At 71.0% G+C, this 15,846-nt stretch carries 14 protein-coding genes, 1 rRNA gene and 1 riboswitch; of the genes, 3 read left to right on the forward strand and 12 right to left on the reverse strand.

Going from position 1 to position 15,846, the window contains the following annotated elements; all coding sequences use genetic code 11:
* The first annotated feature begins 237 nt into the window (after window positions 1–237).
* Together A949_RS0121420 and A949_RS0121425 are read left to right on the forward strand one after the other, a co-directional pair.
* Window positions 238–918, forward strand: a complete 681-nt coding sequence (locus A949_RS0121420; RefSeq protein WP_019358083.1) for a hypothetical protein — start codon at window positions 238–240, stop codon at window positions 916–918.
* Window positions 919–1,214: 296 nt separating this feature from the next.
* Entirely contained in the window at window positions 1,215–1,421 is a 207-nt protein-coding gene (locus A949_RS0121425) for a DUF5999 family protein (protein WP_026004894.1), read from the forward strand.
* A 201-nt stretch (window positions 1,422–1,622) separates the two neighbouring features.
* On the opposite strand, the gene gcvP is transcribed toward A949_RS0121425, so the two are convergent.
* Entirely contained in the window at window positions 1,623–4,529 is a 2,907-nt protein-coding gene (gene gcvP, locus A949_RS0121430; protein ID WP_019358085.1) for an aminomethyl-transferring glycine dehydrogenase, read from the reverse strand.
* Window positions 4,530–4,713: 184 nt separating this feature from the next.
* Window positions 4,714–4,811, reverse strand: a riboswitch (glycine riboswitch).
* Between the two features lie 135 nt (window positions 4,812–4,946).
* Here gcvP and A949_RS0121435 point away from each other — a divergent pair.
* Window positions 4,947–5,324, forward strand: coding sequence for a PRC-barrel domain-containing protein (locus A949_RS0121435; protein WP_019358086.1), 378 nt, complete (start codon window positions 4,947–4,949; stop codon window positions 5,322–5,324).
* Here the strand turns inward: A949_RS0121435 and A949_RS0121440 are convergent.
* The 11 genes from A949_RS0121440 to rrf form a co-directional block, all read right to left on the reverse strand.
* Window positions 5,240–6,778 carry a DNA polymerase IV gene (locus A949_RS0121440; protein WP_019358087.1) on the reverse strand — a complete coding sequence of 513 codons (1,539 nt, stop codon included), beginning with the start codon at window positions 6,776–6,778 and terminating at the stop codon, window positions 5,240–5,242. The two genes, A949_RS0121435 and A949_RS0121440, sit on opposite strands and share 85 nt — an antisense overlap.
* An 80-nt stretch (window positions 6,779–6,858) precedes the next feature.
* Window positions 6,859–7,503, reverse strand: coding sequence for a MerR family transcriptional regulator (locus tag A949_RS0121445; RefSeq protein WP_019358088.1), 645 nt, complete (start codon window positions 7,501–7,503; stop codon window positions 6,859–6,861).
* 253 nt (window positions 7,504–7,756) lie between these two features.
* On the reverse strand, window positions 7,757–8,230 hold the full coding sequence (locus tag A949_RS0121450; RefSeq protein WP_026004895.1) for a bifunctional nuclease family protein: 474 nt from the start codon (window positions 8,228–8,230) through the stop codon (window positions 7,757–7,759).
* Window positions 8,231–8,304: 74 nt separating this feature from the next.
* A complete protein-coding gene (gene ftsR / locus A949_RS0121455; RefSeq protein WP_019358090.1) occupies window positions 8,305–9,066 on the reverse strand; it encodes a transcriptional regulator FtsR in 762 nt (253 codons plus the stop codon).
* A gap of 18 nt (window positions 9,067–9,084) precedes the next feature.
* Complete coding sequence (locus A949_RS39775; protein WP_078534836.1) at window positions 9,085–9,915, reverse strand: FHA domain-containing protein; 831 nt, start codon at window positions 9,913–9,915, stop codon at window positions 9,085–9,087.
* A gap of 123 nt (window positions 9,916–10,038) precedes the next feature.
* Window positions 10,039–10,929, reverse strand: a complete 891-nt coding sequence (locus A949_RS0121465) for a DUF881 domain-containing protein (RefSeq protein ID WP_019358092.1) — start codon at window positions 10,927–10,929, stop codon at window positions 10,039–10,041.
* Between the two features lie 5 nt (window positions 10,930–10,934).
* A complete protein-coding gene (locus A949_RS0121470; RefSeq protein ID WP_019358093.1) occupies window positions 10,935–11,267 on the reverse strand; it encodes a small basic family protein in 333 nt (110 codons plus the stop codon).
* On the reverse strand, window positions 11,264–12,163 hold the full coding sequence (locus tag A949_RS0121475; protein ID WP_078534838.1) for a DUF881 domain-containing protein: 900 nt from the start codon (window positions 12,161–12,163) through the stop codon (window positions 11,264–11,266). The genes A949_RS0121470 and A949_RS0121475 overlap by 4 nt, the downstream gene beginning before the upstream one ends.
* Before the next feature lie 100 nt (window positions 12,164–12,263).
* Window positions 12,264–14,759: a mannose-1-phosphate guanyltransferase gene (locus A949_RS0121480; RefSeq protein ID WP_019358095.1), complete on the reverse strand. Its 2,496-nt coding sequence runs from the start codon at window positions 14,757–14,759 to the stop codon at window positions 12,264–12,266.
* Window positions 14,760–14,871: 112 nt separating this feature from the next.
* Window positions 14,872–15,483: a CDP-alcohol phosphatidyltransferase family protein gene (locus A949_RS0121485; protein WP_019358096.1), complete on the reverse strand. Its 612-nt coding sequence runs from the start codon at window positions 15,481–15,483 to the stop codon at window positions 14,872–14,874.
* 206 nt (window positions 15,484–15,689) lie between these two features.
* Window positions 15,690–15,806 (reverse strand): 5S ribosomal RNA (rrf, locus tag A949_RS0121490).
* Window positions 15,807–15,846 lie beyond the last annotated feature (40 nt).

The raw sequence follows: 15,846 nt of genomic DNA on the forward strand, positions 1-15,846 counted from the left end.
GGCGCAGGTGAAAAGTCCGCCGATGCGTCCTGTTGCAGTCTTACGGGAAACAGCAGGACACGTTAGCGGAAACACCACTCGAACACATCTCGTATAAACTGCGCGAACGAGGCAGAGACTTGGCGATCCCGGCCGCCCCGGTCGACCCCTCCCAGCCGCGCCTGCGGCCATCTCCGCGCCGACACCGCCGTCGCGCTCCTGCCAGCACCATGTGTCTCCCAAGAGAGGCGACCCGCCATGCCGCTGCACGCACTCTCGGCCCCCGCCCCCGCCCTGCGCAGTGTCCTGACCGCCCTCGGCTCCCCGAGCGCGGTACGGGGCTCCCGGGCCCCGCTCGCCCTGCGCACGGCGCAGGGCCCGCTGCGCCCCGAACTCCCCCTTCCCGCCTACGAGATGGTGCGCGTCGCGCCGGACGGCACCGGACGGGCCGACGCATCGGCAGCGGTGGCCCCGCGCACCCGGCTGACCGGCTGGCGTTTCCTGCTGGCCGACGGAGGCACCGACGGCGAGAGCGGCCACGGCTCCGCGTTCGTCGGCACCGCCGAAGCCGTGCCGACCGCGGACGGCTGGACCTTCGGCCAGTTCCGGCAGGGCCCCTACGTCCTCTCGACGGTCCGCGCGCTGCGCCAGGCCGAGGTACTGCCGACGCCCTACCAGCCGCGCCTGCTGTCGGTGCCGGAGCTCTACATGCTGACCCTGTGGCTGCACGCCGACATCGGCGGCGACCCGCACGACGGCGTCCCCGACCCGGCCGATCTGCTGATCCCCCTGGCTCCGGCGCCGCCGGGTATCGCCCCGCACACCGCGCACCGCGTGGACACGCTGCTGCCCGCGCTGACCCGCAGACTCGGGTCGGCAGCGGCTCCCGCGCGCGGAGCCGACCCCGGCACGGCACCGCTGCTGCGTACGCCCGCGTGAGACGGCGTCCGCCTGCGGGAACCGCCGGTGCCGCTGGGCGCCCCTCCGAATGGGCTAGTCTTCGCGGGAGCCCGAACCCCCCGAAATGACGGTGCAGTTGGGCGCAACCGCCTACCCGGGTGACGCGTCTGTGCGGTTGGGTACGAGCTGACGCGAAATCCCTGCGAATCCGCGTCGGCAGCGGAACACTGGGAGACGGACCGGAACGTACGCACGTACGGGGTGACGGGGGATCGGTCATGCACAACAGGAACCGCAGGACAGACGCCACAACACGACGGAAGACGACACCGACAATGTGCCAGCACCAGCCACCGTGCCCGACAGCGGACTCAGCCGACAGGGAGGCCGCGCAAGCCGTGGTCCACCACCCGGAGCAGGGCTGGAGCCTGCTCTGCAACGGAGTGCTCCTCTTCGAGGACACGGGAGAGCTGCTGCCGGACGGCCGGATCATCGCTCCGCACAAGCCGCTCGGCACGCGCCACGTCACCACCGCCGCCTGACACCCGGCCGGCACGTCCCACAGGGCCGCACCGGACGTCACGGCGCGCCGCCGACGGCCGCACAGCGCACCGCGATTCCCACAACACCGCACGACGCAGGGCCGGCACGGCATCCGCCGTACCGGCCCTGAATCCGTCGTTCCGCGAACCAGGCCGGCGCACGCCCCCGGCCCAGGAGGCCGCGCCCGCGGCCAACCATCGCTACCCGGCGTCGTACTCCGCGATCGGCGGGCAGGAGCAGACCAGGTTGCGGTCGCCGTACGCGCCGTCGATCCGGCGCACCGGCGGCCAGTACTTGTCACCCGCGTGCACACCGGCGGGGAAGACCGCCTCCTCGCGGCCATACCCCTGCTGCCACTCGCGGCCCAGCATCGCGGCCGTGTGCGGGGCGTTGCGCAGCGGGTTGTCCTCCGCGTCCCACTCCCCCGTACCGACCTTCTCGATCTCCGCACGAATGGCGATCATCGCCTCGCAGAACCGGTCGACCTCGTTGAGGTCCTCGCTCTCCGTCGGCTCGATCATCAGCGTCCCGGCGACGGGGAAGGACATCGTCGGCGCGTGGAACCCGTAGTCGATCAGCCGCTTGGCGACATCGTCGATGCTGACACCGGTCTGCTTGGTCAGCGGACGCACGTCGATGATGCACTCGTGCGCCACCAGTCCGTGCGGGCCCGCGTAGAGCACCGGATAGTGCGGCTCCAGCCGCTTGGCGATGTAGTTGGCGCTCAGCACCGCCACCTGGGTGGCCCTGCGCAGCCCCTCGGCCCCCATCAGCCGGACGTACGCCCAGGAGATGGGCAGGATGCCGGCCGATCCCCACGGCGCCCCGGAGACCGGGCCGATCCCCGTCGCGGGCCCCGCGGCGGGCTGCAGCGGGTGATTGGGCAGGTACGGGGCCAGGTGCGCGCGCACCCCGATCGGGCCGACGCCGGGGCCGCCCCCGCCGTGCGGGATGCAGAACGTCTTGTGCAGGTTCAGGTGCGAGACGTCGGCGCCGAAGCGCCCCGGCTTCGCCAGCCCCAGCAGCGCGTTCAGGTTGGCGCCGTCCACGTACACCTGACCGCCCGCGTCGTGCACGGCTGCGCAGACCTCGGTGATGTGCTCCTCGAACACGCCGTGCGTGGACGGGTAGGTGACCATCAGAACGGCCAGCTCGTCGCCGTGCTGCTCGATCTTGGCGTGCAGGTCGGCCACGTCCACGTCGCCGTTGTCGCTGGTCTTGACGACCACGACCGTCATCCCCGCCATCACCGCGCTGGCCGCGTTGGTGCCGTGCGCCGAGGAGGGAATGAGGCAGACGGTGCGCCCGGGCTCGCCGTTGGCACGGTGGTAGGCGCGGACCGCCAGCAGCCCGGCCAGTTCGCCCTGCGAGCCCGCGTTGGGCTGGAGGGAGACCTTGTCGTAGCCGGTGACCTCGGCCAGCCGCTCCTCCAGCTCGCGGATCAGCGTCAGATACCCCTCGGCCTGCTCGGCGGGCGCGAAGGGGTGCAGTGCGCCGAACTCCGGCCAGGTGACCGGCTCCATCTCCGTGGTGGCGTTGAGCTTCATCGTGCAGGAGCCCAGCGGGATCATGCCGCGGTCCAGCGCGTAGTCCCGGTCGGCCAGCCGGCGCAGGTAGCGCAGCATGGCGGTCTCGGAGCGGTGCTCGTGGAAGGCCGGATGGGTCAGGTACTCGTCGGTGCGCAGCAGCCCGGCCGGCAACGCGTCGCCGGTGACCGCGTCCAGCTCGTCGAGGTCGGCCTGCGCGGCCGCGACACCGAACGCCTGCCACACGGTGGCGAGCTGCTCCCGGCCCGTGGTCTCGTCGCAGGCCACGCCGACGTGGTCGGCGTCCACCAGGCGCAGGTTGACCCCCGCCTCGCGGGCCCGCTCGGTGACCCGGGCCGCCTGGCCCGGGACGCGCGCGGTGACGGTGTCGAAGAAGCTGTCGTGGACGATCTCGACCCCGCCGTCCCGCAGCCCGGCCGCGAGCAGCGCCGCGTACCGGTGGGTGCGGCGGGCGATCGCCGCCAGCCCGTCCGGACCGTGGTACGCGGCGTACATTCCCGCCATCACCGCCAGCAGCACCTGCGCGGTGCAGATGTTGCTGGTGGCCTTCTCCCGCCGGATGTGCTGTTCACGGGTCTGCAGGGCGAGGCGGTAGGCCTGCGCTCCGTCCACGTCCTTGGAGACCCCGACCAGCCGCCCGGGCAGGCTGCGGGCGAACTGCTCGCGGACGGACATGTAGCCCGCGTGCGGCCCGCCGAAGCCCATCGGCACTCCGAACCGCTGGCTGGAGCCGACGGCGATGTCCGCGCCCAGCTCGCCGGGGGAGGTCAGCAGCGTCAGCGCCAGCAGGTCGGCGGCGACGGTGACCACCGCGCCGAGTGCGTGCGCCTGCTCGACGGTGCGGCGCTGGTCGCGTATCGCTCCGGAGGCGCCCGGGTACTGGAGCAGCACCCCGAAGATCCCCCGCCCGGTGAGCTCCTCGGGGATGCCCTCGTCCAGGTCGGCGACCACGATCTCCACACCGGTCGGCTCGGCGCGGGTACGCAGCACCGCCACGGTCTGCGGCAGGCAGTCGGCATCGACCAGGAACACGCCGCCGCCCCGCTTTCCGGCCTTGCCGACCCGGCGCGAGAGGGCCATCGCCTCGGCGGCGGCCGTGGGCTCGTCCAGCAGCGAGGAGCCCGCGGTGGGCAGCCCGGTCAGGTCGGAGACGACCGTCTGGAAGTTGAGCAGCGCCTCCAGCCGGCCCTGCGAGATCTCCGGCTGGTAGGGGGTGTAGGCCGTGTACCAGGCGGGGTTCTCCATGACGTTGCGCAGGATCACCGGCGGGGTGAAGGTGCCGTAGTAGCCCAGGCCGATCATGGAGTGCAGGACCTGGTTGCGCCGCGCGAGGGTGTGCAGCTCGGCCAGCACGTCGGCCTCGCTCCGCGCGTCGGGGAGCTTCAGCCGCTCGGTGCTGCGGATCACCTCGGGCACGGCCGCGCCGGTCAGCTCGTCGAGCGATCCGTAGCCGACCTGGGCGAGCATCTTGGCCTGGGCACCGGCGTCGGGTCCGATGTGGCGACTCTCGAAGGGGATGCCGCTCTCCAGCGCCGAGAGCGGGGTGCGAGGGGAAGTCATCTGCGGGGGCCTCCTGGTCTGTGCGACCTGCGAGGGGCACCTTTCACGGGTGCCCGGACGGCCTCCCCCTCTGTCATCTGACCTGAGAGTTTCACCGAGCCACGTGCCGGACGCTCGGCTTACACCGTCGGTGAGGGAGGGCTTCGGTGTGCTGGTCCGGGCCCGCCCTGCTTTCCAGAGTGACCTCGTCCGCACGGTACGTGAGCCTGAGAGATTCCGGGGAGGAGTTGCTCCTTCGGCGCCTCCGGAAACTGCACCGGAGGACTCTCCCGCACGGGGTCGACAGCCACCTCGAGAGTATCAGCGCCCCCTTGCGTGGTAACCCGGCGTGCGCCCGAGTGGCCAATAGTCGAAAAGTGCCGTTTCGTGGTGAGTACGCGCAGAAACAGCGCGTCGCGACCCTGGTGGAGGAGCCCCGTGCAGACCGGAACAGATCCGCGAAGCCTGATCGGCCGCAAGGCGTTCGACCGTGCAGGAGCCAAGATCGGCACCGTGGACGAGGTGTACCTCGACGACGCCACGGGCGACCCGGAGTGGGCCGCACTGCGCACGGGCCTCTTCAGCCGGGACGCCTTCGTCCCGCTGGAGCCCTCCGACCTGGACGAGAGGGGACTGCGGGTCCCGTTCGAGCGGGCTCTGATCAAGAGCGCCCCCGACTTCGGCGTCGGCCGCCACCTCTCCCCGCAGCAGGAACTGGAGCTCTACCGCCACTACGGGCTCGACGTGCCCGTCGGCGGCGAGGCGCCGCCGCCCGCGGACCGGGATTTCGGGCGGATAGCCGGCGCCGGGGACTGATCCGTAGCGGGGCCCGCGACACCCGCACCCAGCATGACCGGTTCGGCGCTCTCCAGTTGCGGATCGTCGACCGAGAAGGTGCGCACCCGGCCCGGTGCCGAGTCCGGCTCCTCGAACCGGACGGTGACCTTCCCGACACCGCTGCCCTGCACCCAGCCCCGCCCGTGGACGGCATGGCGCACATCCCGGCCGGGGATCCAGCGCCGGTCGGCGGGCACCGCCGCGCCCGGCTCCTCGACGGCGGCCGCCTCTCCGGCCGCCTGGCCCGCCCCTGGCCGCTCCCCGGCATCCGGCCCCGGCTGCCCCGGACCCGGACCGTCCGCCCCGGGCTCCGTACCGGTCTCATGGGCGGCCGCGCGCCCCTGAGCGGCCTGGGCCTGCGCGAACAAGTCCTCCTGGGTGAAGTCGGCCAGCCCGCTGACACCCACGCCGAGCAGCCGCACACCGGCCGTGGTGTCCACCCCGTCCAGCAGCCGCAGCGCCGCCTCGCGCACGACGCCGGCGTCGTCGGTGGGGCCGCGGAGCGTCTCGGATCTGGTGAGGGTGGAGAAGTCGTAGCTGCGCACCTTGATGACGACCGTGCGCCCGGACCGCCCCGCCGCGCGCAGGCGCGTCACACAGCGCCCGGCCAGCCGCTCCACCTCCAGCCGGACCCGGGTGCGGTCGGTGAGGTCGACGTCGTAGGTGTCCTCCACGGAGACCGATTTGGCGTCCCGCTCGGCCACCACCGGACGGTCGTCGACCCCGTGCGCCATCGCGTGGACCGAGATGCCGTGCGCCCTTCCGAGCAGCCGCAGCAGTTCGTCCTCGCCGGCCTCCGCGATCTCGCCCACGGTGCCGATCCCCGCCCTGCGCAGCACCTCCGCGGTGGCCGGCCCGACCCCGGGCAGGGTCCGCACGGACAGCGGAGCCAGCATCCCGCGCTCGGTGCCGACCGGGATGAGCACCAGGCCGTCGGGCTTCGCCTGCTCCGAGGCGATCTTCGCGAGCATCTTGGACCCCGCGAGCCCCACCGAGCCGGTCAGCCCCGTCGCCGTCGCGATGTCCCGCCGCAGCCGCTCACCGACCTCCCGCGCCCCTTCAGCGCCGCCCTGTGTCCCTTCCAGGGCCTGACCGGCCTCCAGGTCCACGAACGCCTCGTCGAGGCTCAGCGGCTCCACCAGGGGCGAGAGGCCGTGCAGCAATTCCATCACCACGTCGCTGACGGCGCGGTAGAGCCCGAACCTGGCGCCCAGATACGCCGCGTTCGGCGCCAGCCGCCGCGCCTGCGCCGTGGGCATCGCGGAGTGCACCCCGAAGCGCCGGGCCTCGTAGGACGCGGTGGAGACCACCCCGCGGGGCCCGAGACCGCCGACCACGACCGGCTTCCCGCGCAGGCTGGGCTTGGATGCCTGCTCCACCGCGGCGAAGAAGGCATCCATGTCCAGATGCAGGATGGTCGGCTGGGTCCTCACACCCCCCGATGCTGCCGTACGCCACTGACACTCCCCGGCCGCGGCGTGCCCGGCGGCCGCGCCGCCCGGGCGCGGGCGCGCTAGCCGGCGCGGTTGCGGCGCCGGGCGAGCTCGTCCTCGGGGTGGTCCCGCACGAGCGTCTCACCGGTGTCGACACGCTCCCCGTGCAGCCGGGAGAGCGCGCCCTCGACGTCCTTCCAGACGACGCCGACAGCGATCCCGAAGACGCCCTGGCCGCCCTGCAGAAGATCGACCACCTCGTCGGGCGAGGAGCACTCGTAGACCGTGGCCCCGTCACTCATCAGCGTCATTCGCGCCAGATCGGTACGGCCTCCGGAACGCAGGTGCCGGACGGCCGCGCGGATGTTCTGCAGCGAGACACCGGTGTCCAGCAGCCGTTTGACGATCTTGAGGACGACGATGTCCCGGAAGCTGTAGAGCCGCTGGCTGCCCGAGCCGTAGGCGGGGCGGATGCTGGGCTCGACCAGTCCGGTCCGGGCCCAGTAGTCGAGTTGCCGGTAGGTGATCCCGGCCGCCGAGCAGGCGGTGGGACCGCGGTAGCCGACCTGCTCCGGGGGAGCGTCACCGACCGGGCCGACGGCACCTGCCGGGGAGGGAGCGGGGCCCGGCCGCCCCGGGGGCGCCTCCTGGCCGGAGGCCGGAATCGGGCCGCCGAGTAGGGACGAGTCGCCAGCCGCCGTACCTTCGCCGCCGGTGCTTGTCACGCCGACCTCCGTCCTTCACATCCCGGGTCACCCCCGGAACCTGCCCACATGAAGGTAGGCAGTCACTCCGAGTGCGTCAATGATCGCCACACTCGGCACGGCGAGTGATAGTGCCCGGGAGAGTGGTTTCGCGTGCCCGAAGGCGGGGCAGGACTGGCCGGATGCCCGGTGAGTCCCACCGGCGCGGCACGGCGCGCACCTCTCCCCCGCCACCGGCCGGAAGCGCCGACCGCGGCTTATCGTCGGCGGAACGTCACTGGCTGCTGGTGCCGAAGTCCTCCGGGGAGATCTGGTCGAGGAACTCGCGGAACTTCTCCACCTCGTCCTCCTGCTCGTCCGGGATCGCGATCCCCGCGTCGTCCAGCACACCGTCGCTGCCGTAGATCGGCGTTCCGGTGCGCAGGGCGAGCGCTATGGCGTCGGACGGACGGGCACTGACCTCCACTCCACTGGCGAAGACCAGCTCCGCGTAGAACACGCCTTCCCGCAGATCCACGATGCGGACCGCGGTCAGCTCCTGACCCACTGCTTCCAGGACGTCCTTGAACAGGTCATGGGTGAGTGGGCGTGCGGGGGTCATGCCCTGCTGCGCGAAGGCGATCGCGGTCGCCTCCCCAGGACCGATCCAGATGGGGAGGTAGCGGTCGCCTCCCACTTCTCGCAGGAGCACGATCGGTTGGTTGGTGGGCATTTCCACCCGGACACCCACTACGTCGAGCTCATTCACACAGCAACCCTAGGCCGTGCCGCGCCTGTTTGGGTAGTCGGGCAGCCGTCCGGCACCGGCATCCGTGTGCTGATTCAGTCACACCGCGTGCGGTCCGGGTGCGTTCCGGAGGCCATGAAGGCCCCGTAGAGCCGCACGGAGAGATCGGCCAGTTCCTCGGCCGTGCTCTCGGCTCCCGACCTGGTCCGCTGGTCCGGATGGCGCCGCAGCGGCGCGACGCGCTGCTCGGCCAGGGCGAGCTGCCGGTCGGCGGCCGCCTTGACGGACCGCAGGTGCCGCGCCTCCACCCCGTGCCGTCCGAGCCGGGCCACCAGTCGGGCCACGGCCACATCGGCAAGCCGATAGGTGCCGTCCGCGGCCGGTCCGAGCAGGCCGTACTCCTCCCACTCGGCCAGCTCCTCCTCCCGCACGCCCGCGGACCCGAGCAGTTCCCGGCGCCCGGTACGGACAGCGGAGGCCACGGGTGCCGGGCCGGGCTCGGACGCCCTCCCGGCCTCGGCGCCGCGCGGAGCGGCCACCGACGGTGCGGGAGCGGCGGAGTCCCGCCCGGGCGCCCCCAGGTGCTCCTTGATCGCGCGCAGCGACAGGCAGTGGTCGCGCTGCAGCCGCAGCACCCGGCCCAGCCGCGCCACATCCGCCTCCCGGAACCGGCGGCCACCCGACGGCGAGCGGGCCGGCTCCACCAGCCCCTCCGCCTCCAGAAACCGGATCCCGGCCACGGTGAGCTCGGGAAACTCAGCGCGGAGCTCCTTCAGCACGGCGCCGATGCTCATCGGACCGCTCCGGGGGCCGGTGGCGGTGCCCGGACGGGCACCGCCGGACGGCTTGTGCTGCATGAGCCTCCCTGCCGGGAATCAGACGGTGTGCTGGCTCGCGTAGAAGACCAGCCGGTACTTTCCGATCTGGACCTCGTCCCCGTTTCCGAGCGGCACGGCCGTCTCCATCCGCTCCCGGTTGACATAGGTGCCGTTCAGGCTGCCGACGTCGGCGACGGTGAAGACGCCGTCGGAGCCGCGCCGGAACTCCACGTGCCGCCGCGAGACGGTCACGTCGTCCAGGAAGATGTCGCTCTCCGGATGGCGGCCGGCGGTCGTCAGGTCCCCGTCGAGCAGGAACCTGCTGCCCGAGTTCGGACCCCGCCGCACGATCAGCAGGGCCGAGCCCACGGGCAGCGCGTCCACGGCGGACTGCGCCTCGGGCGGCAGCACCGGGGAGGCGTGCTGGCCGGTGGACTCCGAGTCGTACGCCTCCAGCCCGGAGATGGAGATCGTCGACGTCGTCTCCGACGCACCCTCCGCCGGCGCTCCGCCACGCAGCGGAGCACCGCAGTTGGAGCAGAACCGGCTCGCTTCGGCGACGCGGGCACCACACCTGTTACAGACCGGCAAGGCAGGACCTCCACCCGATTCCGAGGTAGGCGGTGCCTGGGAACCTATGCGGGCCTGAGTACCGGGGTCAACAGAAACCGGGCCGTGACCACCCGAATTACCTCCACCGGCCCCGGCCACCTCGTCCCGGAACAGCGGACGCTCGGTGCCGTCCTCCGGCATCCCCGCGTCCGGCCCCTGGGGGGCACGGTGCCGTGCGGTACCCGAGTCACCGCCCCGGCGACCCTTGCCGAACAACTTCGCAAAAAAACTCACGGGCGATTCCCCTCGCACGAAACAGACCCGCCCGTGGGGCAGGACAGACCCTCGATGCTCTCATTTGTCACACTCGACGCCCGAACAACGTCCGTGACCCGCAGACAGTTTCCACCACGCGGTGCTCAACTTGCCCGCCGACCCCCCGAAACTCCTATCACCATCTCACTGCGATGACGACCGAGCGTAGTCAGGCCGCTTCACCTGCCGCAAGGCGTCCACGGTGATCTTCCCCGAGCGGGTCACCTCCACCGTGGCCTGCTTGTTCTTCAGCGTCTGCACGACCCCTCCGGGGATGTTCAACGCCGGTTCCAGGTCGGCGGGCTTGCCGATGACCTCGAAACGGTAAGGCTGCTCGATCTTATGCCCGTCCACACTGACTTTGCCGCCGCTGTCGGTGAAATGCGTGCTGGCCACCACGCGCACCCCGTTGATCTCCATGGCCTCGGCGCCGGCGGCCCTCAGCTCCTGGACCGCGTCCAGCAGCGTATCCGCGTCCGCGGCACCCGTACGGTCGCTGATCTTCATCTGGATACCGGGCCCCTGGGCCGCCACGGTGCCGGCCAGCACCCCGAGTTGGGCTTCCTTCTCGCGGGTCTGCTTCCGCGCCTCCTCGGCCTGGTCCGAGGAGGTCTCCAGCTCCGTACGCTGCCCGTCCAGCTTCCGCTTCTCCTCCTCCAGCCGCTTGGTGCGGTTGTCGAGCTCGTCGAGGATGCGGACGAGGTCCTCCCGGCGCGCACCGCGCAGCGCGCTGTTCTCACTGGTCGAGCGGACCTGGATGGCCAGGCCGAGACCGAGGACGAACAGCAGCAGCGCGACGATCAATTGGGCACGCGTCACCCGCGGGGGCCACACGGCCTGGGCGAGGCGTTGCCGACCCGTCAGCTTCGTGCCGCCGCCGTCCCCCTTTTCAGCGGCCGTCGCCGCTCCCGCGGCGGGCGGCTCCTGACCGGAGGTCTCCTGGCGAGGCGGCTCCTGCCCGGGAGGCACGGCACGCTCGGGGGGAAGCTCGCGCTTCGGAGGGAGGCCGCCCTCGGGCCGGTTCTCGTCGCTCATCGGCCTCACGCCCGGAACACGTGCCGACGGATGGCGGCCGCGTTGGAGAAGATCCGGATACCCAGGACGACAACCACACCGGTGGAGAGCTGCGCGCCGACCCCGAGCTTGTCCCCGAGGAAGACGATCAACGCGGCCACCACCACGTTCGAGAGGAATGAGACCACGAAGACCTTGTCGTCGAAGATGCCGTCCAGCATGGCGCGCAGCCCGCCGAAGACCGCATCGAGCGCGGCGACGACGGCGATGGGCAGATACGGTTCGACCGCCAGCGGCACCACGGGCCGGACGACGAGTCCGGCCACGACTCCCACGACGAGGCCCAGTACGGCGATCACGATGTGCTGCCCTTCCCTGTCCGCACAGGTTTCGCGGTTCTCAGAATCAGACTCGGCGCGGCCGGCAGCCGCACCTCGTCCTGGACGGAAATGCTGGTCCTGGCACCGTAGTCCTTGTGCAGGACGTAGAGGTACTGGCCGTCGACGCTGTCCTGGAAGGTCCGGGACAGCTGCTTCCCCGGACCGATCGCCAGCAGCGTGTAGGGCGGGACGAGCGGCTTGTTGTCCACCAGGATCGCGTCGCCCGCCGCCCGGATGGCTGAGCGCGACGTGAGCCGCTGATCGTTGATCGAGATCGCTTCGGCACCCGCCGCCCACAGCCCGTTGACGACCCGCTGCAGGTCGCGGTCGCGGATGCGGCCCGTGTCGGAGAACCCGTCGGTCTTCCGGGGCCCGTCGCCGTCCTGGGACTCGGTGTCCGCGGCGTCGTCCACCACGAGCTTGAGCCCGGGCCCCTCGACCGGGGTCGCGCCGGACAGCAGCACCGTGGTCTTCCCGCGTTCGCCGCCGTGCTTCTCCAGCGCCTGCCGCTGCTTGCGCTCCACCGAGGACCGCAGCTCGTCGACGTCCTGCTGGAGCTCGTCGGCCCGGCGGCCGCCCGCCTCGATCCGCTCGATGAGCTCCTGCTTCTCCTTGGCGATGCTCGGCGCCGAGATCTGCGCCTGGGCGGCTCCCACGGTCACCACCAGGGCGGCGAGCACCAGCCCGACCGCCAGGCCCAGCTTGGCCCGGAGGGTGCGGGGCATGTGCGAGCGGCCCACCTCGCCCCGCCGGGCCACCGCCTCCGCGTAGCCGTCGTCGAGGCTGTGCTCCATCACGTTGGTCAGCAGCGACATGGAGGCATCGGGCCGCGAGGCACGCGGTGCGGTGCTCCGAGGAGGCTGCTGCTGCGACATGCCGCACATCGTCGCACGTGGAGGCCTGTGCCGCCGAATGCACCCAGGCACTCGCCATGCGGCGGGACTTGCCCCGGCGGGGGCGAGTCCCGCCGCGCGCTCAGTGGCCGGCGCTGTCGACCACCGCGGCCCATTCGTCCAGCAGCGCCTGCGCCGAGGCCTCGTCCGGGCCTTCCGCCCACAGATGGGTCACGGCCTCCGCCGGGTCGGGCAGCACCATGACCCACCGGCCGTCGGACTCCACGACCCGCACGCCGTCGGTGGTGTCCACGGAGCGGTCACCCGCCGCCTCCACCACGGTGCGCATCACGAGGCCCTTCACCGCCCACGGAGTCGCCAGGTCGCGGCGGCTGACATGCGCCCGCGGGATCCGCGCGTCGATCTGGCTCAGAGTGAGCTGCGTACGCGCGACCAGGCCGATCAGCCGCACGAACGCCGCCGCGCCGTCGAAGACCGAGCTGAACTCCGGTACCACGAAGCCGCCCCTGCCGTCCCCGCCGAACACGGTGCCGTCCTCCCGGCTGACCCTGGTGAGGTCGTCCGGAGAGGTGGTCGTCCACTCGACCTGTGTGCCGTGGTAGGCGGCCACCTGCTCGGCGATCCGGGTCGTGGTCACCGGCAGCGCCACGCGGCCGCTGCGCCGCTCGGCGGCGACCAGGTCGAGCATCACCAGCAGCGCCCGGTCGTCCTCCACGATCCTGCCGTGCTCGTCCACCAGCGAGATGCGCTCCCCCACCGGGTCGAACCGCACCCCGAAGGCCGCGCGGGCCGAGGCCACGATCTCGCCGAGCCGCACCAGCCCGGCCCGGCGGCTCTCCGCCGTCTCGGTCGGACGCGACTCGTCCAGCCCGGGATTGATGGTCAGCGAGTCGACCCCCAGGCGTCCCAGCAGGCTCGGCAGCACCAGCCCCGAGCTGCCGTTCGAGGCGTCGACGACAACCTTGAGCCCGGCCTCCGTGACCCCGGTCGTGTCCACGGCGCGCAGCAGCGAGCCCGTGTACGAGTCGTAGACGCTGGAGGGGAAGCTGAGGTCACCGATCTCGCCCGGGAAGGCCCTGCGGTACTCCTGACGGGCGTAGACCCGGTCGAGCTTGCGCTGCGCGGCCTGGGAGAGTTCCGCACCGCGCTCGTCGATGAACATGATGTCCACGGAGTCCGGTACCCCGGGCGTCGTACGGATCATGATGCCGCCGGCGCTGCCCCGGGCCGTCTGCTGCCGGGCCACCGGAAGCGGCACGTTCTCCAGGTCGCGCACATCGATGGCACTGGCCTGGAGTGCGGAGATGATGGCCCGCTTGAGGGCACGGGCACCGCGGGAGTGGTCCCGGGCGGTGCAGACGGTGGAGCCCTTCTTGAGCGTCGTCGCGTAGGCGCCGGCCAGCCGCACGGCCAGCTCGGGGGTGATCTCCACATTGAGGATCCCGGAGACGCCGCGGGCGCCGAACAGATGGGCCTGGCTCCGGGACTCCCAGATGACGGAGGTGTTGACGAACGCACCGGCCTCGATCGTCTTGAACGGATAGATCCGGACGTTGCCCTGGACGATCGACTCCTCGCCGATCAGGCACTCGTCCCCGACGACGGCGCCGTCCTCGATCCGGGAGGCCCGCATGATGTCGGTGTTCTTCCCGATGACGCAGCCGCGGAGGTTGCTCTGCGGGCCGATGTAGACGTTGTTGTGCACCACGGCCCGGTGCAGGAAGGCGCCGCTCTTGACGACGACGTTCGAGCCGACCACGGAGTGCTCGCGGATCTCCGCGCCCGCCTCGACCTTCGCGTAGTCGCCGATGTAGAGCGGGCCGCGCAGCACCGCGTCGGGATGCACCTCGGCGCCCTCGTCCACCCAGACGCCGGGCGAGATCTCGAAGCCGTCCCGCTCCGCGTCGACCTTGCCCTCGAGCACATCGGCCTGGGCCTTCACATAGCTCTCGTGGGTGCCGACGTCCTCCCAGTAGCCCTCCGCGATGTAGCCGTAGATCGGCTTGCCTTCCTTCATGAGCTGCGGGAAGACATCGCCGGACCAGTCGACGGGCACATCGGGCTCGACGTAGTCGAACACCTCGGGCTCCATCACGTAGATCCCGGTGTTCACCGTGTCCGAGAAGACCTGCCCCCAGGTCGGCTTCTCCAGGAACCTCTCGACCTTGCCGTCGTCGTCCACGATGGTGATGCCGAACTCCAGCGGATTCGGCACCCGGGTCAGGCAGACGGTGACCATGGCACCGCGTTCCTTGTGGAACCGGATGAGATCGGTGAGATCGAAGTCGGTGAGCGCATCACCGGAGATGACGAGGAACGAATCGTCCCGCAGCGCTTCCTCGGCGTTCTTGACGCTGCCGGCCGTCCCCAGCGGCTTCTCCTCGTTGGCGTAGGTGAGCTCCATTCCGAGCTCTTCGCCGTCACCGAAGTAATTCTTGACCAGAGAGGCCAGGAATTGCACGGTCACAACGGTCTCGGTGAGCCCGTGACGCTTGAGCAGCTTCAGCACATGCTCCATGATCGGCTTGTTCACCACCGGCAGGAGCGGCTTGGGCATGCTCGCGGTCATCGGGCGAAGGCGCGTGCCCTCGCCACCAGCCATCACGACGGCCTTCATATCGGAAGCGTCCTCCTCGCACAGACGACGGTCACCCCGACCATGACCCCTCCAGGATGACCTACAAAGGCGTAATCAGGGCAACCGGCCACCGAAGCGGGAAAGGCGGGATTCACCCGGTCGTCGCGGCGTCCACCCTGATCAGACGGCGGACCTGGACCACGTAGAGGATCCCTGCCCACCAGTACAGAGCAGTACCCCATCCGGCGAAGGCCCATCCGAAAATCGCCGCGAGTGACGCGACCCAGCCGCTTCCGTCACTGAGCAGCAGCAGTGGGAAGGCGTACATCAGATTGAAGGTCGCGGCCTTGCCCAGGAAGTTGACCTGCGGCGGGGCGTAACCGTGCCGGTCCAGTACCCAGACCATGACCAGCAGCAGCAGCTCACGGGCCAGCAGCGTGGCCGTGAGCCACAACGGCAGAATCTCCCGCCAGGTCAGGCCCACGAGAGTGGAGAGGATGTAGAGCCGGTCGGCGGCCGGGTCGAGAATGCGGCCGAGGCTGCTGATCTGATTCCACCTGCGGGCCAGTTTGCCGTCGAGGTAGTCGCTGATACCGCTTCCGGCGAGCACCAGCAGTGCCCACAGATCGCAGTTCGGACCACCGAACTCGGGCCAGAGGATCAGCCACAGGAACACGGGCACACCGACCAGGCGAGCCATGCTGAGGATGTTCGGGATGGTGAGGACCCGATCCGTCTGGACCCGCGTCTCCTGGACCTCCACCCGTGGGCCTCCTGAACAAGACGTGCCGACGCTACCCCCCGACCCTACCCGGCGCCGCTCACGGAGGGTGCGGAGGGTCGCCGCGGGGCGGAGGAAAGCCGGCCGGCGCTCGGGGGCCGGGGAGGGCCGGTGGCCGGAACACGAGACGGCCGCACACACAAATGGGGCCCTGCCGACCATGTCGGCAGGGCCCCATTTCACGATTTGTTCGGCGGCGTCCTACTCTCCCACACGCTCCCGCATGCAGTACCATCGGCGCTGAAAGGCTTAGCTTCCGGGTTCGGAATGTGACCGGGCGTTTCCCTCACGCTATGACCACCGAAACACGGTGAAACAACACCACCAGCAGCACAACACCCACCA

Origin of the sequence: Streptomyces sp. AA1529 (assembly GCF_000280905.1) — a bacterium.
Classification (GTDB): domain Bacteria; phylum Actinomycetota; class Actinomycetes; order Streptomycetales; family Streptomycetaceae; genus Streptomyces.

Bases quoted from the DNA above. Each gene is read 5' to 3' on its own strand.
- A949_RS0121425 (WP_026004894.1), top strand. From the start codon at position 1,215: ATGTGCCAGCACCAGCCACCGTGCCCGACAGCGGACTCAGCCGACAGG.
- A949_RS0121465 (WP_019358092.1), bottom strand. From the start codon at position 10,929: ATGAGCGACGAGAACCGGCCCGAGGGCGGCCTCCCTCCGAAGCGCGAG.
- ftsR (WP_019358090.1), bottom strand. From the start codon at position 9,066: ATGCAGCACAAGCCGTCCGGCGGTGCCCGTCCGGGCACCGCCACCGGC.
- A949_RS0121420 (WP_019358083.1), top strand. From the start codon at position 238: ATGCCGCTGCACGCACTCTCGGCCCCCGCCCCCGCCCTGCGCAGTGTC.
- gcvP (WP_019358085.1), bottom strand. From the start codon at position 4,529: ATGACTTCCCCTCGCACCCCGCTCTCGGCGCTGGAGAGCGGCATCCCC.
- A949_RS0121480 (WP_019358095.1), bottom strand. From the start codon at position 14,759: ATGAAGGCCGTCGTGATGGCTGGTGGCGAGGGCACGCGCCTTCGCCCG.
- A949_RS0121475 (WP_078534838.1), bottom strand. From the start codon at position 12,163: ATGTCGCAGCAGCAGCCTCCTCGGAGCACCGCACCGCGTGCCTCGCGG.